The organism is Mesorhizobium sp. GW821-FHT07A06 (genome assembly GCF_059419085.1).
Window position 1 is genome coordinate 100156 of the sequence record NZ_JBWKRC010000014.1, and the last position, 24591, is coordinate 124746.

Below are 24591 nucleotides of genomic sequence, written 5' to 3' on the forward strand. Positions count from 1 at the left end.
GGAGAAGAAAATGGACAAGGATGCGACGATCACGACCGAAAAGTCAGCGCCACGAACCGGGGGCCGTGCTGGAAGACAGGGCAGCCGTACCGCGCAGCAGGCGCCGCGCCGTCCCTATATCAATCGCAGGATCGGCACCTTCAATATCCTGGACGAAGAAGGTTTGAGCCTGATCGAGGCGAACGCCGACCGGCTGCTCAAGGAAATCGGCATGGAGTTCCATGACGATCCCGAAATCCTTGATCTCTTCCGCAACGCGGGCGCCGACGTGCAGGGCACGAGGGTACGCTTCGAGCCGGGCATGTGCCGCAAGATCATCCGCGCCACCGCTCCATCCCAGTTCAAGCAACATGCCCGCAATCCCGCCAATACGGTTATGATCGGCGGCGACAACACCGTGTTATGCCCGTCCTGGGGGCCGCCTTTCGTCCACGACCTCGACCGGGGCCGGCGCTATGCCACGATCGGCGACTTTCGCGACCTGGTGAAGATCCACCACATGATCCCGCATTTGCACCATTCGGGTGGCGTCGTCTGCGAGCCTGTCGACCTGCCGGCCAACAAGCGGCACCTCGACATGCTCTACACGCATATCCGTCATTCGGACCGGGCGTTCATGGGCGCCTTCATCGGTTCCAAGCGGGCACAGGATGCGGTCGACATGGCCAAGATCGTCTTCGGCGAGGAATTCGTCGCCAACAACGCCGTGCTCTACAACGTGGCCAACACCAATGCGCCGCTCGTTCTCGACGCCAACATGTCCGGCTCTTTGAAGGTCTATGCTCGCAACAACCAGCCGGTCGCGTGCACGCCTTGGACGCTGGCCGGCGCGATGAGCCCTTGCACGGTCGCCGGCACGCTGGCGCAGGTGCTGGCCGAAGCGCTCGCTTGTCTCTCTCTCGTGCAGTTGATCAACCCGGGAGCGCCGTGCCTGATGGGGAGCTTCGCCAGCACCATCTCGATGCAGAGCGGCGCGCCGACATTCGGAACGCCGGAAGCGGGAAAGATGGTGCTTGCATGCGGGCAGCTGGCGCGCCGCGTTGGTGTGCCGTTCCACACGGTCGGCTCATTGTCGGCCTCCAAGCTTCCCGACGCCCAGGCCGAACAGGAAGCGACGTGGGGCATTCTAATGTCGATGTTTGCCGGCGCCAACGTGATCAATCACGCCACCGGCTGGCTGGAAGGCGGACTGGTCACCGGCTTCGAGAAGACCATCATCGACGCTGATCTCTGCGGTAAGGTCGCCAGCCTGTTCGAGGGCATCGATCTCTCGGTCAATGCGCAGGCGATGGAAGCGATCGAAGCGGTTGGACCGGGGTCGCATTTCCTTGGCAGTGCGCATACGCAGTCCAATTTCCTCTCTGCGTTCTACCGGTCGTCCAGCAGCGATAACAATTCCTTCGAACAGTGGAACGAGGACGGGCGGCTCGACGCCGCACAACGCGCCAACCGGCAGTGGAAGCGGCTGCTCGACGACTATCAGGATCCCGGCCTCGACCCGGCAATCGACGAAGCGCTGCAGGCCTTCATCGCTGGACGCAAGGCGAGCGAGCCTGACCAGGCCTATTTCTGAGCGGGACGTTTCATCGCGATGTGTAGCCTTATGCGGTCCATCGTTTTTCCTAATGCGAGGAAATTTAGGACGGATTGGCTGCACGTTCCGCTAACCTGCTGAATAGACTGAAACGAATTCAGCGCAACTTCGATTGGGGAACGACATGAAATACCACCTTCTTGAAAGAGCTTTCGGCGTCCTGCTTCTCGCGCCCGTCTCATCGGCGATCGCCGCTGACGTTACGATGCCTGATCCTAACTACGCCACCGCGACGGCGGTCATGAACGTCATCAAGGACGCCGCCGAGCAGGAACTCGGGCTGGACATCTCGACCGTCACCACAACCGCTGTTCCAGTGATCTGGGAGGCGATGGCACGCAACAAGGGCGAGGTCGACATCTGGCCGGACGTCTGGCTGCCGAATCAGCAGGGCCTGGTCGACAAATACGTAAAGGGTGCCGGCACCGTGAAGCTGGCGCAGAACGGCTACGAGGCCAAGCAAGGCTACTGCGTCACCCAGGTCACCGTCGACAAATACGGCATCAAGGATGTCTCCGACCTCGCCAATCCCGACAATGCCAAACTGTTCGATACCAATGGCGACGGCAAGGGCGAAATGTGGATCGGCGCATCGGGCTGGCAATCGACCAACATCGAGAAGGTTCGGGCCCGCGACTACGGCTTTGCCGATTTCTTCGACTTACAGGTGACCGACGAGGCGGTGGCGGCAGCTTCGCTCGACCGCGCCGCGAAAGCCGACAAGCCATGGGTCGGCTACTGCTACAGCCCGCACCAGAATTTCGCCCGCTACAAGCTCGCTTTCCTGACCGAGCCGAAAAATGATCCGGCAAAATTTGTCGTCGTGCAGCCCAACGATGACCCTCAATGGTTCGAAAAGTCGAAAGTCTCATCGGCCTATGCTGACACCACCGTGCACGTCGCTTATGCTGCCTCGCTTGCACAGCGTCAGCCCGATCTGGCCGCCGCGCTGGAGCGGACCCAGTTCAATCCGGACGACATCAGCAAATGGGCTTATGCGATCATCGTCGACAAGAAGCCTGCCGACGAGGTGGCCAAGGAGTGGATCAAGGCTCACCCCGGCGACGTCGCAAAGTGGTTCGGCCGCTGATCGTCGCGAAGCGCTGGAATTGCGCCCGCTGGCTGACCGGTCCTTGGCAGCCTGAAGATAAATCAGATGGGATAATCGTGGGCGCCCCTTGGCATGGCCTTATCGTTGAAAACTGACCTTCATCCGGCCGCTACCGCGATCGCGATGAGGGGGGTCTGGAAGGTCTTCGGCGCCCGCGCGCCGGAGGCAATGGCAGCCATCCAGCGCGCTCGGCTGGACAGGGACGAAGTCATCAAGCGCTTCGGCTGCGTCGTGGGCGTAGCCGATGTAAGCATATCGGTCCGCCCGGGTGAGATCTTCTGCGTGATGGGCCTGTCGGGCAGCGGGAAATCGACGCTGATCCGCCACATCAACCGCCTTCTCGAACCTTCCGCCGGAGAGATTTTCGTCGACGGCGAGAACATCATGGCGAAAGCTCCGGCCGAACTGAGGGCGCTGCGGTCGCGCAAGATCAGCATGGTGTTCCAGAGTTTCGGGCTGCTTCCACACCGGACCGTGCGCGACAACGTGGCGCTTCCCCTGGAGATCCAGGGGGCCAGCAAGCAGCAGCGTTTTGATGTTGCCGAGGCAGCGCTCGCCAAGGTCAATCTTTCCGATTGGGGCGACCGCTATTGCCACGAACTGTCGGGCGGCATGCAGCAGCGCGTAGGGCTGGCCCGCGCGCTCGCGGCGGATTCGGCGATTCTCCTGATGGACGAACCGTTCAGCGCGCTCGACCCCTTGATCCGGCGGCAGCTTCAGGATGAATTCCTGGCGTTGTCGCGTTCGATGGGCAAAACGGTCGTCTTCATCACCCACGATCTCGACGAGGCGATCCGCATCGGCGACCGCATCGCCATCATGAAGGATGGCGTCATCATCCAGATCGACACGCCCGAGGATATCGTCACCGTTCCCAAGCACGATTATGTCGCCAAGTTCGTCGCGGACATATCGCGGCTGAAGGTGATCACCGCCGGTCGCATCATGGAACCTGTCGAGAGCTTCAGAAGGCGGAACCCTTCAGGGCTGGACCTAGAGCGATTGCGCAAGGTGAGTTCCCAGCAGCCACTGGGCGAGCTTGTGGAACTCGCGGCGCGAGATGCCGCGCCGCTCGCGGTGATAGACGGCGACGGGGTCGTTGGCGGTATCGTCGACCGGCAGGTCCTTCTGGAAGGGTTGCGAAAGGGCGGACGGTCGTGAACGCCTATGATCCGGTTTCCAAACAGCCGCTCGAGCAGGATCGATCGGCGGAGAATCGTCTCGTCGCGGAATTCGTTGTTCAAAACCCGGCCTATTATGTCGATGCGTTCGCGCGCATAAGGCGCGCGCGCAACTCCGTCTGGCCGTTCAATGTCACTGCAGCCCTGCTCGGGCCGGTATGGGCCGCCGCCCGTGGCATCGTGGTCCTGTTCTGGATCGCTTTTTTCCTCGAGATGTTCGCCGTCGTGCAAATCGGCGTTGGCGTCGCCGGCAACCTTGGCACGGCCGAACAGGCACGCGCCGAGCGGCTGACCAAGCAGGCGACAGCACGCGAAGAACAGGCAAAGGCCGCGGAGGCAGCGGGAGCGGACAATGCCGCGGGCTTGAAATCGTCGGCGGCAGCCCTGCAGAAGGCGGCAGACGCCGCGAATTCGCAGGCGGACGCAGCCAAGGGGAAGGCCCCCCTGCTGATAGGGTTGGGCCTCTTCACGTTGCTGCTGGCCAAGCTTGCGAGCGGCTTTCTTGCCAACCGGTTGCTTGAGCGACGGTTTGCGCGATGGCGATCGACGCCCACGATGGGGCACGGAATCAGCTACCCTCTTTCGCTGTGCGCTCTCGTTTTCTGCATTCTGGCCTACGGGTTCTCAGCCTATCGCTTTGCCGGGGCGGCGCCGGCCGCCTGGCTTACGGTCGCGCCGTCAAATCGCGACTGGCAGGCTGCCCTGTCCTCGACCCTGGATGGGCTGATGGAGGGGATTTCCCATGCTGGAGAAGGCTTTTTTGGTGCGATAACCGGAGCCATCTCCCTGGTGCTGGACGGGCTGTCCTACGCGCTGACGGGAATGCCGTGGCCTGTGACCATGGCGATCATCCTCATTCTGGCCTGGCAACTGGCCGGGCCGCGCGTCGCTATCTTCACCGCCGCGGCACTCGCCTATCTCGCCGTCCTTGGTTTCTGGGAAAAGAGCCTTGAAACAGTCGCTCTCCTCGGCACAGCCGCGATCCTCTGCCTGGTGATCGGCATCCCCCTCGGCATCTGGTGCGGACGCCGGCCGCGCGTCTACACGGCGCTGCGGCCGGTGCTCGATTTCATGCAGACGATGCCCGCCTTCGTTTATCTTATCCCGGTCATTGCTTTGTTCGGCATTGGTAAGCCGCCCGGAGTCATAGCCACGCTGATCTTCGGCACGCCGCCCGTAGTGCGCTTGACCGCGCTTGGCTTGCAAGGCGTCCCTCCGGCCATTCGGGAAGCAGCGCAAGCCTATGGTGCCACGAAATGGTTTGTCTTGACACGCGTGGACCTTCCGCTCGCGATGCCATCCATCATGGCTGGGATCAATCAGACGATCCTGATGTGCCTTTCGATGGTTGTCATCGCATCGCTGATCGGCGCGAAGGGCCTAGGCGAGGATGTCTTGAACGCCCTTCAATACGCAGCCGTGGGGCAGGGCCTTATGGCAGGCTTCGCGATCCTACTGTGCGCCATGATCATTGACCGGATTGTACAGGGACGAACCAGGTAGGGCTCGCATAAATGGATGTGGGCGCGGTGTTAAGACGTTTGAAATGAAGCAGCCAACCCTGTGGCCTCGACTTGAAGATGTCCGCTTTTGGCGGCCTTGGAGGGACGATCGGCGGCCGGTGCGCCCGCTCCTATACGTCGTATGTTCTCGAGGCCAGGCATCTGCTGGTGGGCATACGCAAGCTGGTCTATGTCGCACTACCCCAAGACTGGATCGAAATCGACCCCACAGCGGCGGTCGAATGGCGGCCCGCCTATTCCGGCTGGAAAGCGTGGTCGCGCGAAGCGATGACGCAATTCGAAAACCGTTGGCCGCTCGGCACCGCGGCACGCACTTGCTAGGGCTTGCACTTTGGCTTGGCAACCGTCGCGGCGACGTCGCGGGTCTGCGTTGGCACCAGAGGGTCACCGGATGCGGCCGATAGGCGCGGCGAGACTGTCCTGGTCAACGGCAATGGCGAGGCGTTCTCCGCCAAGTCGCTGACGGGGATGGCGCATTGGTGCAAGCTCGCCGCCCTCCCAAAAGGCCTGACGCCGCACGGACTGAGCAAATCGCTCGGGGTTTGTCTGGCCGAAGCAGAGGCCTTATGGACGTTCTCGGTCATGACGATATCGATCATGCCGAGCTCTATTCGCGCGAGGCATCCCCAGGTTCGGCTGGCGGTGCAGGATGGATCGAGACGTGCGTCTGGTGGTGGGCCCGGAGGGGAAGTCATCTCGTCAACGAAAACAAACAGCTAGCGGGTGATTGCTCTACCTCAAGCTACGAGCAAATTCTTCAGCAAGTCGAAGTCCGTCGGGATCAACTCCCGTCGCGTAACCTTTTTGTGTTAGATGGGAGTTGATAACTCCGGTGCCAATGTTGCCTGCAGCACCTGGAGCATAAGGACAGCCCCCTAGGCCGCCCGCGGAACTATCGAACGTAGCAATGCCCCAATCCAACGCGACGTCCACATTCGCACGAGCTCGACCGGAAGTGTCATGGAAGTGGCAGGCTACCATCGGTGCTGGAACCCGGTCGAGCACGCGTTCCAGCATGAGACTTACGCGTTCCGGCAATCCCCGGCCGATAGTGTCCGCTACCGAGATCTCATGGCAACCCAGGTCCATCAGTTGCGAAGAAACCATTGCGGCTGCTTCGGGCGCGATTTCGCCCTCGTAAGGACAATCGACGGCACAAGACACGTAGCCGCGAACTGGAATGCCGTGCGACCTCGCGAGGCTTATCGCCGGCACGAATCGTTCCAGGCTTTCAGCTATGGTGCAGTTGATGTTTCTGGACGCGAAAGTTTCCGAGGCGCTGGTAAAGACGGCCAGTTCGTCAGCGCCCGCGGCAATCGCGGCGATGGCACCCTTGTCGTTGGGCACCAGCACGGAGCGTATCAAGCCTTTCCGCGCCGGCGCCCGTCGCATCACCGCGTCATGATCGGCCATCTGGGGCACCCATCTTGGCGAGACGAACGCGGTGACCTCGATACGAGAGAGACCGGCATCTGCCAGCAGACGGATGAGCTTCAGCTTGTCCTCGGTCGAGACGATATTTTTCTCGTTTTGCAGGCCGTCACGAGGGCCCACCTCGACAATCGTGACCTTGCGATCGCCGCTCATTAATGGACGGCCGCGTACATGATCGTTTCTTCCGTGGCAATCCGGCGGTCCATTTCCTCGACGATCTTGCCCTGGCGGGCAATGAGGATGCGGTCGGAAAGGCTTAGTATCTCCGGCAAGTAAGACGAGATTACCGCGACTGCGATCCCCTGGTCAGCAAGCTGGTTTATGAAGGTATGGATTTCGGCGATAGCGCCGACGTCGACGCCGCGCGTCGGCTCATCGAAGACCACAAGTCTAGGCTTCTGGACGAGCGCTTTGGCAATCACGACCTTCTGCTGATTGCCGCCGGACAGTTCGATGACTTTCGCGTCCGGGTCGATGGCCCTCACATTGAGACGTTTACGCCATTCATCGGCAACGGATCGTGCTTGCTTCATGGACACGATGTTGAAGCCGCCAAAGGATTGTCCGCCGAGCTGGCCCATGTAGATGTTTTCGGCAATGCTCATCGTCTCAAAGAAGCCTTCCGCCTTTCGCTCTTCGGTCACATAGACAATGCCGTCGCGCACAGCCGGCGCGGGCACCAGATAGCGCTTGGACTGGCCATCGATCTTGACTTCTCCGCCATGAAAGAAATCACGTTTCAGAACCCCGGATACCACCTTCAGCGTCTCGGTCCGGCCGGAGCCGACCAGGCCGAAAATCCCGGTCACCTGCCCCGCATACAGCGAAAACGATGTGTTGCGCACCATATTGCCCATCGAGAGATTTTCCACCGAGAGCACTTTTGCGCCACGCGGCCTTGGAGCGCGCATGCGCGAGGCACCGCTGTAGATCTCATCTGTCAGCGTTCGACCGACCATGGCCTGAATGATCTTCTGCCGATCGAACGCGGCGGCCTTGTCCGAGGCCACCAGCCTGCCATCTCTCAGGATGGTAATCCGATCCGCAACCATGAGCGCCTCTTCAAGCGCATGCGAAATGAATATGATGGAGACCCCCTCGTCCTTCAGCTTCCTGATCAGCTTGAAGAAGTAGCTCTTTTCCTCCGGTGTGAGGGTCGCCGTCGGCTCATCGAAGATAATTACCTTTGCCTTGTGATGCACCGCTCGCGCGATCTCGACCATCTGCTTCTGTGCGGCGCCTAAAGAGCCTACGATGGCAGACGGATCAACGTGGAAGTTCAGGGACTGGAGGAATTGCTGAGCGGAAATATAAATGCCGCGAAGCCGGTTCAAAGGCTTCTCTTTTCCCAGATAAATGTTCTGAGCGACCGACATAGATGGAACCAGGCTGTTTTCCTGGTAGACCATGGCTATCCCTTTCGCGAGCCCCTCAGCGGGCGTTGCGAGCTTCTCCTCACGGCCGTTAATGAACATCTTGCCGCTGCTGAGCGGATAGACTCCGGCGATGATCTTCGTCAGTGTCGACTTCCCGGCGCCGTTCTCGCCGAGCAGCGCATGAATCTCGCCGGGTAGCAGCTGAAAATCGACGTCCGAAAAAGCGGGATTGCCGCGAAAATCCTTTGTAGCGGCCTTGAGTTCGACAATCGGTGTCATGCCGCCGACCCCATGAGAACCGAGAGGTCGTCCGGCTCGGTCGGAGAGAGATGATCGAGCGCAAGGATTTCGCCGCGACCTTTGGAGGTGATAAACAGCCTGTCGCGGATTTCAACACAGGATGTGATGCCATGCCGGCGGCCATCGGCCCTGCTGTGGGCGCTCCAAATGGGCTGAATGCTGTCATCGAGACGAAGCAGGAGGCCATATGAACGGCTCGGTGCCCAGGGTTTGTGGATGCCCAGTCGGATGACGCTACCCGCTTGCAGCGGTTCCTTGAAACTGCGTCCGCTCGAAAGCGTAGGTGCGATCCAATATTCCGGCGCAATGGTTTCCATCATTTCGCGCCTGTAGCGGTTTTCGCGCAGCACAAATTCCTGCAGCTGGGAGCGGACCGCAAACATCGTTAGCCAGTATCCATTCTGGCTGGCTGGCTGAATCCGTCCGGGATATGCCGGCAAATCCGCAAGCACCGTTGCGATGCTGCGGTCGACAACGTCCAGCGCCAAAAGGCGATGTTTCCAGGCTTCAGAAATGACCAGCTTGCCGTCCCTTGCTACGGTGATGCCCGAGGGAAATCCCAGGCCTCCTTTGATGAGGCTCGCGTTTCCGGCTCCCAGATCAATTCTCACGACGCTTCCGCTGCGGCCAAGATTCAAGAGGTCCCGGCTCCATTCGAGGGCCGAATGGGCGCTCGAACCATTGCAAACGACCAGCGTGTCCTCATCCAGGAAAACGGCTGCCGTTGGACAGTTGAGCTGCTGGCCGGACAGATTCGCGGCAAGTCGCTTGCCGTCATGCCGACCACCGACGATCGCGATACCAAGATTGTCCAAGCCCACGGCAAGGACCCCTTGCGGTGATGCGGATAGGAAGGTGATCTCGGTATCGTAAGTGCTCCGAATGGAGGTACTTCCGTTGTCGTGAAGTTCAACCAGCTGATTGCCAGACGTGAGCAGCATTTGCCCCCTCGCAATCGTCAGATTGTCCGCTCCATCTATCATCGAGATGCTGGCAATGCGCTCCAGGTAGTTGTTGGGCTTGAGCGCACCATCCATGACCGGAACCGTGATGGAATGATCGCCGCGCCCACCCATGAACTTGTCGAAGATACTGCCGATGCGACCAGACATGTTCATGCGTTTGCTCCCCAATAGGACGCTTGTGACGTCCAGGTTGGATCAGCGTCGGGCAGCTTGAGACGGCCTATCCGATCATTGTAGAGCCCGCCGAGATACAGATATCCCTTGTGCTCGCGCATCGACGTCACCATCGGGTGGTTCTTGCCTCCAAGGTCCCAATAGGATTCCACGATTTCGCCGTTCGGCTTGAATTTGAGCACGCACCCCGTGTTGATGTTCGGGAACAGCCATTCGTCGCGGGCGACACGCTTGGCCATGCGTTTGCGCAGCGACGGCATTCTCATCGCCAGGTCGAGAGCCGGCGATCGCATGCCGACAAGAGCCACCCAGAAACTTCCATCCGAGGCTCGATTGATGTTGTCGGGATACCCCGGAAGATTCGGGATCGTCGTTTCGCACGTGCCCTTCTTGGGACCGTCGAACCAGTATCGATTTACACGGCAGCCCCAGGTCTCGGCAAAGAAAAACGATTGTCCGTCGCCGGCCATGCAGACCCCATTTGGGAATTGCAAATTTCTGAGGATCGTTTTGGTCGAACGATCGCGTGGGTCAAAGCAGATCAGGCGGCCGTTGCCCCTGCTCTCCAGCGCATCTGTCGCCCAGTCGTGCATGTCGTAACGGATGGTTGCTTCAGAAAAAAAGATGCGGCCGTCCGGCGCGATGTCGAGGTCGTCGGCAAGCTTCAATCGGGAATCGTCGATCACCGACAGGACCGTCCGCTTGGTCTCGTCGGTCAGCTTCGTGACCTGTCGATCCGGCGAAACCTGATAGAGACCCATCCCCCCAATACAGACATTCAGGTTCTCGTTGGCATCAAAGGCCAGGCCAAGGGGATGGCCGCCAATATGAACGAATATCTCCCACTTGGTGTAGTCAGGCGCGAAGAAGCGAACGATGTCGCCGTGCCGATTTGGACAATAGAGATTGTCGTTCCGATCGAAAATGACGTCCTCCGGGCCTTCGATCTCGCCCTTGCCGATGAGCGAAACATCCTTCAGCCGATCGTTGAGTGCGTAGGGACTGTCAGATCCCGGGTCGGTCTCTGGAAGTGCCGGGAGACGGAAATACCCGGGTGACACATACACCTTGTTCAGAAGCTTGTGCCGGTTCTTCAGCCAACGGACGTCGATGGCCACCACGACGAGCAGAACAATTCCAAGGATCATGGAACTGATGCCGCCGCTGATACCGACGCGAACCATGCTGTCGGTCAGAATGAGCACGACCACCGCGCCCAGTACGGATTTCACCACCGACCCACGGCCGCCGCCCAGACTGTTGCCTCCAAGGACGGCCGCGGTCAGCGCCGCGATTTCGAGGCCGACTCCGGTATCTGATCCGGCGCTGCCGAGGCGTGCCGCGAAGAACACGCCGGCCAACGACGCAAGCACGCTCGACCAGACATAGGTGGTGAAGATGGTGAACTTGACCCGCAGGCCGGCATTGTAGGCGGAACGACGGCTGCCGCCGACAGCCGTAATATGCCATCCGGCGCGCGCCCTGGTGAGAATGACGTGCCACAGCCCTATGACGACGATGGCGACGAGGAACGAGAAGGGAATGCCAAGGACCTCGCCTTCTCCGATAAAGAACCAGAGGTCGGACTCCGGGAAAACCGCCGATATCTGAACCGCGTAACGCAGGAGGATGATATCGACGATCGATCGAATGATGATGAGCGTGACCAACGTTGTCAGGAATGCGCGGATCCGCAAATAGCCAATCAGGAAGCCATTGACCGCCCCGCACAGGGCGCCGACAGCCAAGGTGGCTATCATGGTGGCCCATACCGGCCATTCCAGTAAGGTGATGCAAACAAGGGCCGTGATGTTGGCCAGGGCAAACACGCTGCCGACCGAGAGATCCAGGCCTCCCGCCAGCAGCACAATGCCCATGGCGACGACGACCAGCGAAAATTCCGACAGTTGGCGCGACGTCTCCGTTAGACTCGACAGCGTGAAGAAATGCGGATTCTGGAGGAGAAAAAAGCTGATCGTCATGATCGTCGCAAGCACGGGAACGGCGTTGTCGCTCCAGCGCTTGGTCAGCACTTCGCCAAGCACCTTTTCCGGAAAATAGCGAAAATAGAGGCGCTCGATCGCTTCCATCTTAAAATCCTAACTGCAGACATTGTCGGGAAGATCACCGCGTTTCCACGCGGTGACCCGATACAAAATTACTTTTTGAGCTGATCCAGATCCCAACAGCTGTTCGTCGACATCGTTTCCTTGCTGATGATCTTGTTTGGCGTGTACAGCGCGAACTTCACGGCGCCTGCCGCTTCTTTCGATTGCAGCAACACCTTGATCGCGTTGTTGAGATCGCGCCCCTGGCCTTCGACGTCGTAGGAAATGACCTCCTTGAACGTTCCGTTTTCGACGCCCTGGCATGCCGTCTTGTTGCCGCCGCCGGATGTGATGAGATAAATATCCTTGCCGGACTCCTGGATCGCGGCGCCGGTTCCGGCGTCCATCACATCCCAAAACCCGATGATGCCACACAGGTCTGGATTCTGCTGGATCACCGTCTGTGCGATACCGCGTGCCTTCGACTGATCCCAGTCGCCGGTCTGGCTGGAAACGATCTTGATGTCGTCATGCCCCTTCAGCGTCTCGGAGATCGCATTGAGCTGATAGACGCTGGCCGCTGCTGTCGCCGGCCCCTGGATGATCGCGATCTTGCCGCTTTTGCCGCTCGCCTTGCCGCACTTCTCGATCATGCGATTGGCAGCATACTGGCCGATGCCATACCAGTCCGCCCCTACAAAGGCGGCCGTCTGGTAACTTGACTTCATGTTGACCTGGATCACCTTGATGCCCGAGTCCTCGGCCTTCTTCAGCGTGCGGGCGTAGGATGCAACGTCGAAATTCTGCACCACGATGACGTCGGGCTTCTCGGTGATTGCCTGGGTCAATGCACGCGTGCCGGTGTCCGTGCTCCAGTTGGCGTCGCGGATATCGAGGGTGTAGCCCAGCCGCTTCGCCTCCTTTTGCATGATCGCCGCCCACCCCTCCGGCAGATCGAAACTCATGGACATCGGCACGAAGACGACCTTCTTGCCGGCGAGTGAATCAAGCGTCGGCTGTCTCAATTCGTCGACCATGCCGTCCTGCGCATGGGCAGCTCCAAGTGAGAGAATGCCGGCCACCACCGCTGCCGCGGCATACTTTGCTATCATCATGTTGGTTTCCTCCCGTTGGATGATATTGAGCGTCAGATATCTCCCTGCTGCGACGTCTGTTCATCGCGAGGGTTGAGGAGTGCGTCCACGATCAAGGCGCCAAGCAGCACCGTGCTTTTGACCAGGTTCTGGACGGTGTAAGAGATGTCGAGGATCGTCATACCGTTGAGCAGGAGGCCGATCAGAATCGTGCCTACCAGCACGTTGCGGACCCCCCCTCGTCCACCAGTGAGACCAATGCCGCCCAGAATGACCACCAGCAGAACGTCGTAGATGAGTGTCGAATTGACCATCCTCATGTTCATGCTGGCGACGGAGGCCGCCGTCACGCAACCGGCCAGAAAGGCCATCACGCCCGAGAGCACGTATTGAAGAATGATGACCGGCCTGACGGGAATACCCGTGATCCGTGCGGTCGAGATATTGTCGCCGATAGCGTAGATGAACCGTCCGAATCCTGTCCTGCGAAGAAAGAAATAGAGGGCGGCGGCGCACACCGCGAAAAGCCAGATCGGGATCGGGATGCCTAGAAAGCTACCGCGCCCCAGAAACAGGAACCAGCTCAGATTGTCCGGCACATTGTTGACATCGAGCGTGGCGATCACGCCGCGCCCCAGTCCGTAAACGATCGCGGAAACAGCAAGCGTTGCGAAGATCGCGGGGATTTCGACATAGGCAATCAGAAAGCCCATGACGATCGCGACGACGATCACGAATGCAAGGCCGAGCACCAAGGCCGTTGAAAAGGCGTAGCCCTGGTTGGCGAGAACAATCGAGAACGTCAGCGACACGGCCATCACCGCGACCAGCGAAAGATCCACACCGCGGCCGATCACGACGACAGCCATGCCGAGGCTCAGCATCCCGAGCATGGCGACATTTCGGATCAGATTGAGGATGTTGTCTCGACTGAGAAAGTTGTCGAGCGTGATCGAGAAATAGGCGAAGAGAGCGATCGAGACCAGGAATACGATCAGTTCCTGCGTCACGCCTATGCGATGGCCGACGCCTTTGCCCGCGGCATTCGATGCCAGGTTTTGAGGGGTGCTGGACACGGTCACTTCCCCTTTCCGGCGAAAGCAGCAAGGCCACGCTTGGCATCGTCGCTCCTGAAAGTCCGCTGTCCCAGTATCGCTTCTTGGCGGAACGCCTCTGTCAGCGGCAGATCCTGCAATGTGAGTGCTGCTTCCTTGATCGTCTGGACGGCGGTTGGGCTCAGGCTTGCAATATGGTGCGCTGTTTCAAGAGCGACGCGCTCGACGTCCTGGCTGTCCACCGCCTGATTGACCACGCCTTTGGCGAGCATCTCGGCCGCCGTAAAACGCCTCGCGGTCAACATGATCTCCATCGCGTGAGCGTAACCGATCTGCCTGACGAGGCGCACCAGCGTCCCGCCGGCAGGCACAAAACCGAGCGTCGCTTCAGGCAGCTGGAAAATGGCGTCATGCGCCACAATCCGGATATCGGTCGCGAGCATGATCTCGAAGCCACCGCCAAAGCACATGCCCCGGATCGCGCTTATGATCGGCTTGAAGAACCCGGGAAACTTAATATGGGCCGGGTCCCAGGCAGAGATGTCGAAAGTATCCGCGGCAAGCGCCGGAATGGATTCTTTTAGATCGGCTCCGACACAGAAGGCGCGCTCGCCGCTGCCCGCCAGGACGACTACCCGAATGGCATCATCCTCCTTGGCGGCCTTGAAGACGCGGCCTAGATCCTCATACATGGCCAAGGTCAACGCATTGAGCTTCTCCGGTCGATTGATCCGGACAGTGGCGACGTAACCGTCTTGGGCAAGATCAATCGGCATCTAGATCACTCCCCCGGCCTTGAGCGCATGCAGTTCCTCTGGAGAAAGGCCTGCCAATTTCCCAAGGATCAGTTCATTGTGCTCTCCCGGCGCGGGCGCCGATTGGGGCGCGGCCTCAACCGCTCCCGAAAGCTTTATCGGCAGCCCAAACATGCCGATAAGTTTGCCGGCAATCGGAACTTTGACGATCATGTTCCGCGCGGCGATGTGCGGATCCTCGACGACTTCCGCAATGGTCTTGATCGCGCTCAGCGGGATCTTGTCGCCCGCAATTTCCTCCAGTTCGGCCTTGGTGTAGCGGCTGAACCAGCGGTTAAGCAGCGGATTGACCTTCGTCTCCGCCACTCTTGGATCGAAGCGCTTCTCCATCGTGTCGATCGCAGGGTCGCACGCCTTGTCCGGCTCGCCGAACAGAGCGCATGTGATGGCCCAGAACTTGTCCGTGTAGCCGCCGAAGAACACGTAACCATCCTTGCAGGGGAACTGGCCGTAGGGGCGCACGAAGGGATGTTCATTGCCCAGTGGTGACGCGATCTCGTTCTTCGCCGTGTAGCGGACAACGGCATTTTCCGTCAGCGTAAGCACAGAGTCCTGCTGTGAGACGTCAACCACCTGTCCGAGGCCGCTTTTTTCCGCCTCGCGCAGGGCGGCAAGAGTGCCTATGGCAGCATACAAGGACGCCGCGAGGTCGCCGATAATGGTGCCCACGCGAACCGGAGGCCGGTCCGCGTAGCCGTTCATCGACCACAACCCGCCTGAAGCCTGCCCGGTGTTGTCATAGGCAGGCTTTGACGCGTTTGGGCCGTTGCGACCATAACCGCTGATCGCGGTATAGATCAGCTTGCGGTTTTCGGCTTTGAGCACCTCGTAGCCGAGATCCAGCTTGTCCATGGTTCCCGGTCGAAAATTCTCGACCAGGACGTCGGCTCGGCTTACGAGCTTTTTTAAAAGCGCCTTACCTTCAGCGGATTTGAGATTGATCGTAATTCCGAGCTTGTTGCGGTTGAACTGCGAAAAAAATGCGCTGAGTTCCTCTCTCTCTTCGCCGACGAAAGGCGGGAAGCCACGCGCGTAGTCCGGCTCGTCCGGATGCTCTACCTTGATCACGGTCGCACCAAGGTCAGCCAGCAACATCGAGCAGAACGGGCCGGCGACGACACGTGTGATGTCGAGAACAGTCAACCCGCTCAGGGGGCCCGTCCGTGTTGGAATCGCGTCATTCTGAAGTGTTTCGGTCACGTCATTCTCCCGGAAAACAGGCCTGGGAGATATCTGCCCGGATTTTTGGATCGCGCAATGAACATTGCCGGCCGCCGCATCGCCGACCGACCGCAAATGATTTTTCAGCATCGCGGTATCCCACGATCTCAGACCTTTTCCGCCCTGATCAGCTCAAGTACATCCTTGGCGCGATCGACGCGCACGTCATCGTTCGCTGACAGCGTCGACGCCACTCTGTCGATCTCATCACCGGTTGCGCCGGCCACAATTGCGATGTTGCGGGCGTGCAGCGCCATATGGCCTCGCTGGATGCCCTCGGTGGCCAATGCACGCAACGCTCCCATGTTCTGCGAGAGCCCAACTGCCACCGCCACCTCGGCAAGTTCCTGAGCACTCTCGACGCCCAGGACCTTGAGGGCGGCACGGGCTGCCGGATGGGTCTTTGTAGCACCACCCACAAGGCCCAGAGCCATGGGCATTTCCAGAGTACCGACAAGATGGCCTTTGGCATCGATTTCCCATGTCGACAGCGAGGTGTAGCGGCCAGAGCGCGAAGCCCATACATGCGCGCCCGCTTCTATGGCGCGCCAGTCATTGCCAGTGGCGACCACAATGGGGTCGATGCCGTTCATGATGCCCTTGTTGTGGGTGGCGGCGCGGTAGGGGTCGACGATCGCAAGGGCACATGCTTCGACAATGCCGCGGGCGATACGATCACCCTTGTACTCGTCGGTCTGCAGCGTTTCAGGGGCGACCGTTACCATTGCGCGGGCGATGCGCAGATCGGCAAAGTTTGACAGAATGCGCAGCCGCACCACGCCGCCACTTATCGCTTCAATCATCGGCGCGACGGCTTCAGCCATCGTATTGACGGTGTTTGCGCCCATGGCATCCCGCACATCGACGATCAGGTGAACGACAACCATGGGGCCGGCAGCCGTCTGATCAAACACATGTACTTCGATATCGCGGCACCCTCCGCCAAGCGATATCAGGACCTTGTCCTTGACATTTGCAGCGGCAATGATCGCCTCTCGTTCCCTCAGGATGCGGGCCCGCGCGCCGTGCGGGTCGCGCACTTCAAGAACTTGCACCTGTGCCCGCATGATCGGTCCGGTGCTCGAGCTGAAGAAGCCACCACTCTTGCGGGCAAGACGGGCCATGTACGACGCTGCTGCCACGACCGATGGCTCTTCGACGGCCATCGGAATCAGGTAATCTCGGCCATTGATTGTAAAATTTGTGGCCACGCCGATCGGCAGCTCAAATGTCCCAATGACGTTCTCGATCATGCCATCGGCCAGCGCAATCGGGAGGCCGCCGCCTACAAAAACGCTGCGTTCGGTATCGGTGAGCGACATCACATCGCCCACCCGGCCAAGCCTCTCAGCTGGTGAGAGATTCCGCAGGTTCTCGATGCGCGAATTTATGGCGGAACGCGTTCTGCCGTTTTCTATATCGGTCACAGGCGCCTCCCACGCGATGTGTAATTTTTCTTCTTGAAACAAGCATGATCATTGTTACCATCTCTCGAAAGGTACAGATTGCAGAATTTGTCTGAATCTGTACCCATAGGAGGCGACGTTGAGGGCGACAAATCCAAGCGGCAAATCCGGTGAAACTCTTGCGGAGAATGTCGCAGCGCGGCTGGTCCAGGACATTGCGTCGGGCAACCGGGCGCCAGGAAGCAAGCTCCCTTCGATCAGGAATGCGGCCCGCGAATACGGCGTGTCGAAGAACACCATTGTCGAGGCTTACGAAAGATTGGCCGCATCCGGTCATGTGACGCCGAAGGCACGGTCCGGATTCACGGTCAGCAAGACTGCGCAAACGAACGGAACGAGGCCAAAGCACGTATCGGAAGCCGTCGACATCGCTTCGCTTCTCAATGCGCAATTGGAGGAGAGTTTCGAGATTCGAGTTGGTGACGGCCGCCCGCCCCCGGCATGGACCGAGGAGTCCGAGATAAGGCGTCATCTTGGGTTGTTCGGTCGAGGCCCTTCCCCGGGGGCGGACGCCTACGGGTCCGCCTGGGGCTTTCCTCCTCTGCGGCAGCAGATTGCGCGACGCCTGGTGAACCAACACATTCAAGCCACTGAAAAGGAAATCATGCTCACGTTCGGTGCCAATCATGCGCTCGATCTTGTCGTTCGGGCGTTCCTGGCACCTGGCGACGTCGTGCTCGTTGATGAGCCCGGATATTACCCTCTCTTTGCCAAGCTCAAATTGGCGCAGGTCCGAGTCATTGGCGTCCGGCGCCTGCCTGACGGACCAGATATCGAAGACTTTGCAGAGAAGGTTTCGGTGGAACGGCCGAAACTGTTCTTCACGCAGTCAATCGGCCACAACCCAACCGGCGGCTCCATCAGTCTGTCTGTCGCGCACTCTATTCTCACGGTTGCGGCGAAGCACAACGTAACCATCATCGAGGATGATCCTTTTGCGGATCTCTCCCTCGTTCCTCCCAATCGGCTTGCAACGCTCGACCAACTCAACCACGTGATTTCGATCGGCACCTTTTCCAAGACCCTGTCCGCGAGCTTGAGGTCAGGCCATATCGCAGGCCGCGCCGACAAGGTCGCCGCACTTGCAGAACTCAAGATGCTGACAACAGTGAACAGTTCTGGCCACGTAGAACGGCTCCTTCACCGCCTGACATCGGAAGGCCACTATGATCGCCACCTCAAGCGCCTTGCCCAACGCATCGAGACGGCAGCAACTCGCGTGCATTCAGCGCTCAGCCGGAATGGTTATTCGATTTTCGCCGGCAATGGCGGTGGCTACTACCTCTATCTCATGCTGCCCGGAGGGATCGACGACATAGAACTCGCCCGACTGGGCGCCAAGGAAAGCATTTTCATAGCGCCTGGAAGCGTCTTTTGCGTCGACAAACAGAGTCCAATGGCCGCCGGGATCCGCATAAATGTCTCACGGGCGGATGACGAAAGATTTTTCGACTTTTTGCTGCGAAAACTCTCCTAGTCTTGGGCATCGGCACAACAGGTGCCCGGCGCCCACATGGCATTGGTGCCGCCACGAATGGACCGATGACGCCATCGACCGCCGCGCGGAAAGGCTCCGCACAGTCATGTACGAAGCGCGTCCGCGCCTTGGCGCGGATTTGTAATTGGTTAAGGCACGGCATTCTGGCTGCGAGCAAATCCTCGATGGCCTTCGACTTGATCAGTTTGCTGAAGTGATGGCCCTGTATTTCGTCGCAATGGTTGTCGTGCAGGAGGGCAAGCTGCTCGTCCGTCTCGACGCCTTCGTCATCCTGATAGGCTTCGGGTACGCCGCTCAAAGCATCAAGAGTCTTGCGGCCGATCAGTGTACGATGCGGCTGGGTGCTCTTCTGCGCCAGCCATTCCATGAATTCCGGCCCAGTATACCGGTTATAGGCAAGCGATTCCTCGCCCCGCGCCGAGCCATCGATGGACAGCATGATTTCAGAAACGATTTCAGTGTCGGAGATGAACCGCAACTCCAGCAAATCTGCGTTAGAGCAAAATTGCACGCTGGCTTACAGGCTGTGCGCAGCAGAGCCAGTTCCCTTGCGATGTCGCCCCGCTTACGACAGGATTGCCGCAACTGGAGGTTAGCCTATGACGCCAGATACCTTGCGACCCGACCACCCGCCACTCGACACTCCGCCCGTGCAATACCTGAACTTGGACCCGTCGCTCTATGTCCGCGATGATATCTGGCAGCAGGAGCGGTGCAATATCTTCGCGCACACCTGGCAGTTCATGGGGCCTGTCGCCTCGGTCGCGACATCAGGTCAATACCTTGCCATCGACATCGCCGGCACGCCGATCTTCGCCATCCGGGGCCGGGACGGGACCTTGCGCGGATTTAAGAACGTCTGCCGCCACCGGGGTGCGAAACTTCTGGCCGATGGCACGGGCAAATGTGGGTTGATCGTTTGTCCCTATCACAAATGGTCCTTTGCCGACACCGGACGGCTGGTGCAGGCCCCATGGTATGGCAAGGATCCCGCGATCATCGCCGAAGACTGGCCGCTGGAGACGGTGCAGTTGTCCGAATGGCGCGGGCTGCTCTTCGCGGCACTCGACCCGAAGGAAAGTCTTCTGGATCAACTTGGCTCTCTGCCCGCCGAACTGGCGGACGAGCCGTTGGAGACCTATGCCGCCACCGATCAGGCCACTGTCAGCTTTGCGGCGAACTGGAAGATCTACACCGACAATTTCGTCGAAGGCTACCACATCCCTGGCACGCATCCCTCGTTCTACGCTGCCATCGACTTCGAAGCTTTCCAGACCACCGCCCATCCCGGCTATGTCCGGATGACCGCACCGCCGAAAGACGGTCTGTTCTATCGCGGCAAATGGCTTTGGATGTGGCCGAACTGGACGCTGTCGCTTTTCGATGGCGGCATGAACGTTAGCCGGATCAATCCGACCTCACCGCATCACACAGACCAGCATTACCATTTCTTCTTTGCCGATATCGCTGCTGAAGCATCCGAGAGCAGGGCGAAATCAGTGCAAGGCACTCTGGCCGTGGTACGCGAGGACTACACCATCTGCGCCGATACGCATCGCAACTATGCCGCAGGGGCCTATAGCTCCGGCCCGCTCTCGGGGCGGCATGAGCGGGGCGTGCAGTATTTCCAGGAACGGGTCGCCGCGGCACTGGGACTGTGACCGCCCCTGGCGTTCCCTGTCCGCCGGAGAGTACTCCGGCTCGGCGCCGGCACGAGCCCCCGGTGCCAGTCGAGAGTATCGGGCGGCCACGGTAAGACGAGTTACGAGCGTCGCGGCAATCGGAACTCGCTCAAAGTGGAGAGCAGATCGGCGAACGCGGCTTTGACGACCAAGTTTAGCGGGCGCTCTCCGTACATTTTAGGATCAGTCCGAAAAATGATGCCCATCGAGCGGAAAAACCCGCAGGCCGATCGCTGAGCTTCGGAAGGTGTAATCAATAGTTTTACGAAAAACCTGAAGTTTCGCCATTAGCTAAATCGGTCAGCGTTTTCGTGGAATACGTCTGCTTTACGGCAAGATCCAAGACAAGCTGAATGACCGAAACGCGACGCTAAGCTGGCCGTGCCTGGATCTGGCAAGGTCGGGCCGTCACCCGATCGACCGCTAGACTAGCCGGAAAGAAACGGCCTGCAGCGCCTACCAAGCAAGAGGTTGGTTGCGGAAATCGACGAAATGAATGCCACCAGCGCCCGAACGGGCGATCAGTGTCTCGGCAATGCCGGCGGCGCTCGTCTCTATGTCGAGCGGCGCCCCATTGCCACCCATCTCCGTGCGTACCCATCCCGGCGACATGGCGATATAGGTTCGCCCGCCTCCTTTGCGGATCGCGAAACTTTTCATCATCTGATTGAGGGCCGCCTTGCTGGCGCGATAGATCTCCCATCCGCCGCCGGCATTGTCGTTGATGCTGCCCATGCCCGAAGACATCGCTGCGACAACGCCTTCGGGATCGACCAGATCGTGGAGCGCTCCAATGACGCGCAGGGGAGAAAGCGCGTTCGTGACCATGACGTCCACGAAGTCCTGCGTCGGGACGATTTCCACGGCGATGGAAGGGTCGATGGCAACGCCCGCATTGACGAACAAAACGTCGAGCGCGCGCCCCGTGAGCGTCTTGCGAAGGGCCGTTATGTCTTCTGGTCTGTTGATGTCCATGTGCGCTATGGAAACCAGCCCATCGCCGGCAACGGTTTCCAGGGCGCCGTGGCCATGCGCGCTGCGTACGGTCGCGATCACTTCCCATCCGCGTGACACGAAGGCACGAACGAGCCCGAGACCCAGCCCTCGCGAGGCCCCGACGACGAGAGCGACTTTTCGATCTGGCATCCTAGTCCCTTTCTGGCCCTGCTCCTGTCTGGCGAATAATAAGCGCCATGCCTCACCCCACCTTCAGTCCGCCGAAGCAGGCATATTTCAGCTCCACATATTCCTCGATGCCGTACTTGGAGCCTTCGCGGCCGAAACCGCTTTCCTTGATGCCACCGAAAGGGGCAAGCTCGGTGGAGATCAGGCCTTCGTTGATGCCGACCATGCCGAACTCCAACTCTTCGAGGACGTGCCAGATGCGGTTGACGTCACGGGCGTAAAAATAGGCCATCAGGCCGTAGCGCGTGTCGTTGGCGAGGCGGATGACTTCCGCTTCGTCCTTGAAGCGAAAGACCGGAGCGATCGGACCGAAGGCTTCTTCCCGAGCCAGCCGCATCGGCGCCTGCATTCCGCTCAGCACCGTCGGTTCGAACCAGGTACCGCCGAGCGCATGCGGCTTGCCGCCAGTCTCGATGCGCGCTCCGCGATCCACGGCGTCGCCGACAAGCTCCGCCACTTTCGCCACGGCTTTCGCGTTGATGAGCGGCCCCTGCACCACCTCCGGCGCGGCGCCGTCACCGACTTTCAGGCTAGCAACCTGCTCGGTCAGCTTTGCCACGAAGGCAGCGTGGATGCCGTCCTGCACATAAATGCGGTTGGTGCAGACGCAGGTCTGGCCGGAATTGCGGAATTTCGAGGCGATAGCACCAGCGACGGCGAGATCGAGGTCGGCGTCGTCGAAGACAATGAACGGTGCATTGCCGCCGAGTTCCAGCGACAGTTTCTTGAGCGTATCGGCGCACTGCCGCATCAGGAGCTTGCCGACTGCTGTCGAGCCAGTGAAGGAGAGTTTTCGGATGACCGGATGCTCGCAGAGCAGGCGCCCGATGCCGGCGGCGTCCTTCGACGGCACGATGTTGAGCACGCCGGCCGGAATGCCGGCCTGCCGGGCAAGCTCGGCCATTGCGAGCGCCGTCAGCGGCGTTTCCTCAGAGGGTTTGACGACCATGGTGCAGCCGGCGGCGAGTGCGGCCGCCGCCTTGCGGGTGATCATCGCCAGCGGGAAATTCCAGGGCGTGATGGCAGCACAAACGCCGATCGGCTGTTTCAACACGATGAAACGCCGGTCACGACCGGCCGACGGGATGACGTCGCCATAGACGCGTTTGGCTTCTTCCGAGAACCAGTCGACGAAGGAGGCGCCGAAGGCGACCTCGCCGCGTGCCTCGTAGAGGGGCTTGCCCTGCTCGGCCGTGATCATCTGGGCAAGGTCCTCGGTATGGGCGGTGATCAGGTCGAACCAGGCGCGCAGTAGCTTGGCCCGTTCCTTGGCCGGGCGCTGGCGCCAGTCCACGAGCGCGCGCTCGGCCGCCAGGATCGCCCGCTCGACGTCGGCGGCCGCAAGATCGGCGACGCGCGCGATAATCGTGCCAGTCGCCGGATTGCGAACCTCGAAGGTCGCGCCTGTGTCCGCCCCGGCCCAGGCGCCATCGATGAAGGCCTGGTCGTGAAGCAGCGCGAGTGTCATTGTCCGCTCTCCACCTTTTCCAGTGCTGCCCGCAGGCTGTCCTTGAGGATGGCGATGCCTTCGTCGAGATGGTCGAAGGGAATGGTCAGCGGCGTCAGCACACGCACGACATTGCCGTGCACGCCGCAGGAGAGCAGCAGCAGGCCCTTTTCGGCAGCGGTGTGCGTGATGGCTTTCACCAGTTCAGGCCAAGGCTGGCGCGTCTCGCGGTCACGCACGAATTCGATCGCCACCATGGCGCCAAGGCCGCGCACCTCGCCGATGCAGGAAAACTCGTTGCCCTCCTGCCAGCCCTCGAAGACCGCCTTCAGCCGTCTGCCGACCTCGTTGGCGCGGTCAATCAGCTTCTCGTCCTCGATGATCTCCAGCACCGCGATCGACGCCGCGCATGATAGCGGATTGCCGGCAAAGGTGGAGCCGACGCCGCCCATCGGAATCTTGTCCATGATATCGGCGCGGCCGGTGACGGCAGCGATCGGGAAGCCGCCGCCAAGGCCCTTGGCCATGACGACGATATCGGCGGCAACGCCGGCATGCTCCATCGCGAACATTTTTCCCGTGCGGGCGAAGCCCGTCTGGATCTCGTCGGCGATCAGCAGGATGCCGTGCCTGTCGCAGATCTCGCGCAGCGTGCGCAGGAAGGTGACCGGCGCCGGGTAGAAACCGCCCTCGCCCTGCACCGGCTCGACGAAAATGCCCGCGACGCGCGTCGGGTCGACCTCGGAGCGGAAGAAGCGGTCGAGCGCGGTCAGGGATTCCTGCTCGGAAATGCCGTGATAGGGGATCGGGAACGGCAGGTGGAAGACATCCGGTACCAGCGGGCCGAAGCCGGCCTTGTAAGGATTGGTCTTGCCGGTCAGCGTCATCGCCATCAGCGTGCGGCCATGGAAAGCACCGGAGAAGGCGACGAATGCCGAGCGACCGGTCGCGACGCGGGCAATCTTGGCGGCGTTTTCCACGGCCTCGGCGCCGGTGGAGACGAGAAAAGTCTTCTTCGGGAAGTCACCCGGCACCAGGTCGTTCAGCTTCTCGCAGACCGTGACATAGTCGATATAGGGTGTGGTCTGGAACGAGGTGTGCGTGACCTTGTCGAGCTGGTTGCGCACGCGCTCGACCACCTTCGGATGGCGATGGCCGGTGTTGTTGACGGCGATGCCGGCGGCAAAATCGATGTAGCGCTTGCCTTCGACGTCCCAAAGTTCGGCGTTCTCCGCCTTCTCGATATAGACGTCGAGATGTTTCGACAGGCCAGCCGGAATGGCGGCAGCGCGCCGCGCCGTGAAGGCAGCGTTCGTGGACATGGGTATCTCCTTGGACAGTTTGTTATGGTGCGGCGCTATCGCGGCGATTCAAGTGGCCGTCCCCATCCCTGACGGAAGGGGCCGGCGCATCAATTGATTT

Annotated in this window: 19 protein-coding genes and 1 pseudogene; 8 read left to right on the plus strand and 12 right to left on the minus strand. The window is 60.1% G+C overall.

Going from position 1 to position 24591, the window contains the following annotated elements; translation table 11 throughout:
* Positions 1-10 precede the first annotated feature (10 nt).
* From AC07SZ_RS30615 to AC07SZ_RS30640, 6 genes and pseudogenes are all read left to right on the plus strand, one after another.
* Entirely contained in the window at positions 11-1573 is a 1563-nt protein-coding gene (locus AC07SZ_RS30615) for a trimethylamine methyltransferase family protein (protein ID WP_494917242.1), read from the plus strand.
* Between the two features lie 145 nt (positions 1574-1718).
* Entirely contained in the window at positions 1719-2684 is a 966-nt protein-coding gene (locus AC07SZ_RS30620; RefSeq protein ID WP_172374447.1) for an ABC transporter substrate-binding protein, read from the plus strand.
* A 144-nt stretch (positions 2685-2828) separates the two neighbouring features.
* Positions 2829-3866 (plus strand): quaternary amine ABC transporter ATP-binding protein, encoded by a 1038-nt coding sequence (locus tag AC07SZ_RS30625; RefSeq protein ID WP_494917244.1) that lies wholly within the window; start codon positions 2829-2831, stop codon positions 3864-3866.
* The gene (locus AC07SZ_RS30630) at positions 3863-5389 is read left to right on the plus strand and encodes an ABC transporter permease (protein ID WP_056566277.1); all 1527 of its coding nucleotides are present in this window, start codon (positions 3863-3865) and stop codon (positions 5387-5389) included. Before AC07SZ_RS30625 ends, AC07SZ_RS30630 begins: the two co-directional genes overlap by 4 nt.
* A gap of 77 nt (positions 5390-5466) precedes the next feature.
* Positions 5467-5730, plus strand: coding sequence for a hypothetical protein (locus AC07SZ_RS30635; protein WP_494917245.1), 264 nt, complete (start codon positions 5467-5469; stop codon positions 5728-5730).
* A 69-nt stretch (positions 5731-5799) separates the two neighbouring features.
* A pseudogene (locus AC07SZ_RS30640) lies at positions 5800-6032 on the plus strand (tyrosine-type recombinase/integrase); the annotation flags it as partial.
* Positions 6033-6141: 109 nt separating this feature from the next.
* Here the strand turns inward: AC07SZ_RS30640 and AC07SZ_RS30645 are convergent.
* From AC07SZ_RS30645 to AC07SZ_RS30685, 9 genes are all read right to left on the minus strand, one after another.
* Complete coding sequence (locus AC07SZ_RS30645) at positions 6142-6996, minus strand: hydroxymethylglutaryl-CoA lyase (protein ID WP_172374449.1); 855 nt, start codon at positions 6994-6996, stop codon at positions 6142-6144.
* Entirely contained in the window at positions 6996-8498 is a 1503-nt protein-coding gene (locus AC07SZ_RS30650; protein ID WP_056566267.1) for a sugar ABC transporter ATP-binding protein, read from the minus strand. Before AC07SZ_RS30650 ends, AC07SZ_RS30645 begins: the two co-directional genes overlap by 1 nt.
* The gene (locus AC07SZ_RS30655; protein ID WP_056566264.1) at positions 8495-9637 is read right to left on the minus strand and encodes an NHL repeat-containing protein; all 1143 of its coding nucleotides are present in this window, start codon (positions 9635-9637) and stop codon (positions 8495-8497) included. Before AC07SZ_RS30655 ends, AC07SZ_RS30650 begins: the two co-directional genes overlap by 4 nt.
* On the minus strand, positions 9634-11748 hold the full coding sequence (locus tag AC07SZ_RS30660) for an ABC transporter permease (RefSeq protein WP_494917246.1): 2115 nt from the start codon (positions 11746-11748) through the stop codon (positions 9634-9636). The genes AC07SZ_RS30655 and AC07SZ_RS30660 overlap by 4 nt, the downstream gene beginning before the upstream one ends.
* A 68-nt stretch (positions 11749-11816) precedes the next feature.
* Entirely contained in the window at positions 11817-12821 is a 1005-nt protein-coding gene (locus tag AC07SZ_RS30665; protein ID WP_494917248.1) for a sugar ABC transporter substrate-binding protein, read from the minus strand.
* Between the two features lie 32 nt (positions 12822-12853).
* Complete coding sequence (locus AC07SZ_RS30670) at positions 12854-13876, minus strand: ABC transporter permease (RefSeq protein ID WP_413814117.1); 1023 nt, start codon at positions 13874-13876, stop codon at positions 12854-12856.
* A gap of 2 nt (positions 13877-13878) precedes the next feature.
* Positions 13879-14631, minus strand: a complete 753-nt coding sequence (locus tag AC07SZ_RS30675; RefSeq protein WP_172374453.1) for an enoyl-CoA hydratase/isomerase family protein — start codon at positions 14629-14631, stop codon at positions 13879-13881.
* Positions 14632-15981, minus strand: a complete 1350-nt coding sequence (locus AC07SZ_RS30680) for a CaiB/BaiF CoA transferase family protein (protein WP_494917250.1) — start codon at positions 15979-15981, stop codon at positions 14632-14634. It lies immediately after the preceding gene.
* A 17-nt stretch (positions 15982-15998) separates the two neighbouring features.
* Positions 15999-17318, minus strand: coding sequence for a hydroxymethylglutaryl-CoA reductase, degradative (locus AC07SZ_RS30685; protein ID WP_494917252.1), 1320 nt, complete (start codon positions 17316-17318; stop codon positions 15999-16001).
* A gap of 118 nt (positions 17319-17436) precedes the next feature.
* On the opposite strand from AC07SZ_RS30685, the gene AC07SZ_RS30690 reads away from it, so the two are divergent.
* Together AC07SZ_RS30690 and AC07SZ_RS30695 are read left to right on the plus strand one after the other, a co-directional pair.
* The gene (locus AC07SZ_RS30690) at positions 17437-18834 is read left to right on the plus strand and encodes an aminotransferase-like domain-containing protein (protein WP_494917254.1); all 1398 of its coding nucleotides are present in this window, start codon (positions 17437-17439) and stop codon (positions 18832-18834) included.
* Between the two features lie 620 nt (positions 18835-19454).
* Positions 19455-20516, plus strand: a complete 1062-nt coding sequence (locus AC07SZ_RS30695) for an aromatic ring-hydroxylating oxygenase subunit alpha (RefSeq protein ID WP_081295164.1) — start codon at positions 19455-19457, stop codon at positions 20514-20516.
* A gap of 477 nt (positions 20517-20993) precedes the next feature.
* Here AC07SZ_RS30695 and AC07SZ_RS30700 read toward each other — a convergent pair whose 3' ends face one another.
* From AC07SZ_RS30700 to gabT, 3 genes are read right to left on the minus strand one after another with little or no spacing between them, the layout of a single operon-like run.
* Positions 20994-21683 (minus strand): SDR family NAD(P)-dependent oxidoreductase, encoded by a 690-nt coding sequence (locus AC07SZ_RS30700; protein ID WP_494917256.1) that lies wholly within the window; start codon positions 21681-21683, stop codon positions 20994-20996.
* Positions 21684-21735: 52 nt separating this feature from the next.
* Entirely contained in the window at positions 21736-23190 is a 1455-nt protein-coding gene (locus tag AC07SZ_RS30705; protein WP_494917257.1) for an NAD-dependent succinate-semialdehyde dehydrogenase, read from the minus strand.
* The gene (gene gabT, locus AC07SZ_RS30710; RefSeq protein ID WP_494917259.1) at positions 23187-24491 is read right to left on the minus strand and encodes a 4-aminobutyrate--2-oxoglutarate transaminase; all 1305 of its coding nucleotides are present in this window, start codon (positions 24489-24491) and stop codon (positions 23187-23189) included. The genes AC07SZ_RS30705 and gabT overlap by 4 nt, the downstream gene beginning before the upstream one ends.
* Positions 24492-24591: the final 100 nt, after the last annotated feature.

Coding starts and splice junctions, on each gene's coding strand:
- AC07SZ_RS30615 (WP_494917242.1), top strand. CDS start 11: ATGGACAAGGATGCGACGATCACGACCGAAAAGTCAGCGCCACGAACC.
- AC07SZ_RS30620 (WP_172374447.1), top strand. CDS start 1,719: ATGAAATACCACCTTCTTGAAAGAGCTTTCGGCGTCCTGCTTCTCGCG.
- AC07SZ_RS30625 (WP_494917244.1), top strand. CDS start 2,829: ATGAGGGGGGTCTGGAAGGTCTTCGGCGCCCGCGCGCCGGAGGCAATG.
- AC07SZ_RS30635 (WP_494917245.1), top strand. CDS start 5,467: ATGTCCGCTTTTGGCGGCCTTGGAGGGACGATCGGCGGCCGGTGCGCC.
- AC07SZ_RS30645 (WP_172374449.1), bottom strand. CDS start 6,996: ATGAGCGGCGATCGCAAGGTCACGATTGTCGAGGTGGGCCCTCGTGAC.
- AC07SZ_RS30650 (WP_056566267.1), bottom strand. CDS start 8,498: ATGACACCGATTGTCGAACTCAAGGCCGCTACAAAGGATTTTCGCGGC.
- AC07SZ_RS30655 (WP_056566264.1), bottom strand. CDS start 9,637: ATGAACATGTCTGGTCGCATCGGCAGTATCTTCGACAAGTTCATGGGT.
- AC07SZ_RS30660 (WP_494917246.1), bottom strand. CDS start 11,748: ATGGAAGCGATCGAGCGCCTCTATTTTCGCTATTTTCCGGAAAAGGTG.
- AC07SZ_RS30665 (WP_494917248.1), bottom strand. CDS start 12,821: ATGATGATAGCAAAGTATGCCGCGGCAGCGGTGGTGGCCGGCATTCTC.
- AC07SZ_RS30675 (WP_172374453.1), bottom strand. CDS start 14,631: ATGCCGATTGATCTTGCCCAAGACGGTTACGTCGCCACTGTCCGGATC.
- AC07SZ_RS30680 (WP_494917250.1), bottom strand. CDS start 15,981: ATGCTGAAAAATCATTTGCGGTCGGTCGGCGATGCGGCGGCCGGCAAT.
- AC07SZ_RS30695 (WP_081295164.1), top strand. CDS start 19,455: ATGACGCCAGATACCTTGCGACCCGACCACCCGCCACTCGACACTCCG.
- AC07SZ_RS30700 (WP_494917256.1), bottom strand. CDS start 21,683: ATGCCAGATCGAAAAGTCGCTCTCGTCGTCGGGGCCTCGCGAGGGCTG.
- AC07SZ_RS30705 (WP_494917257.1), bottom strand. CDS start 23,190: ATGACACTCGCGCTGCTTCACGACCAGGCCTTCATCGATGGCGCCTGG.
- gabT (WP_494917259.1), bottom strand. CDS start 24,491: ATGTCCACGAACGCTGCCTTCACGGCGCGGCGCGCTGCCGCCATTCCG.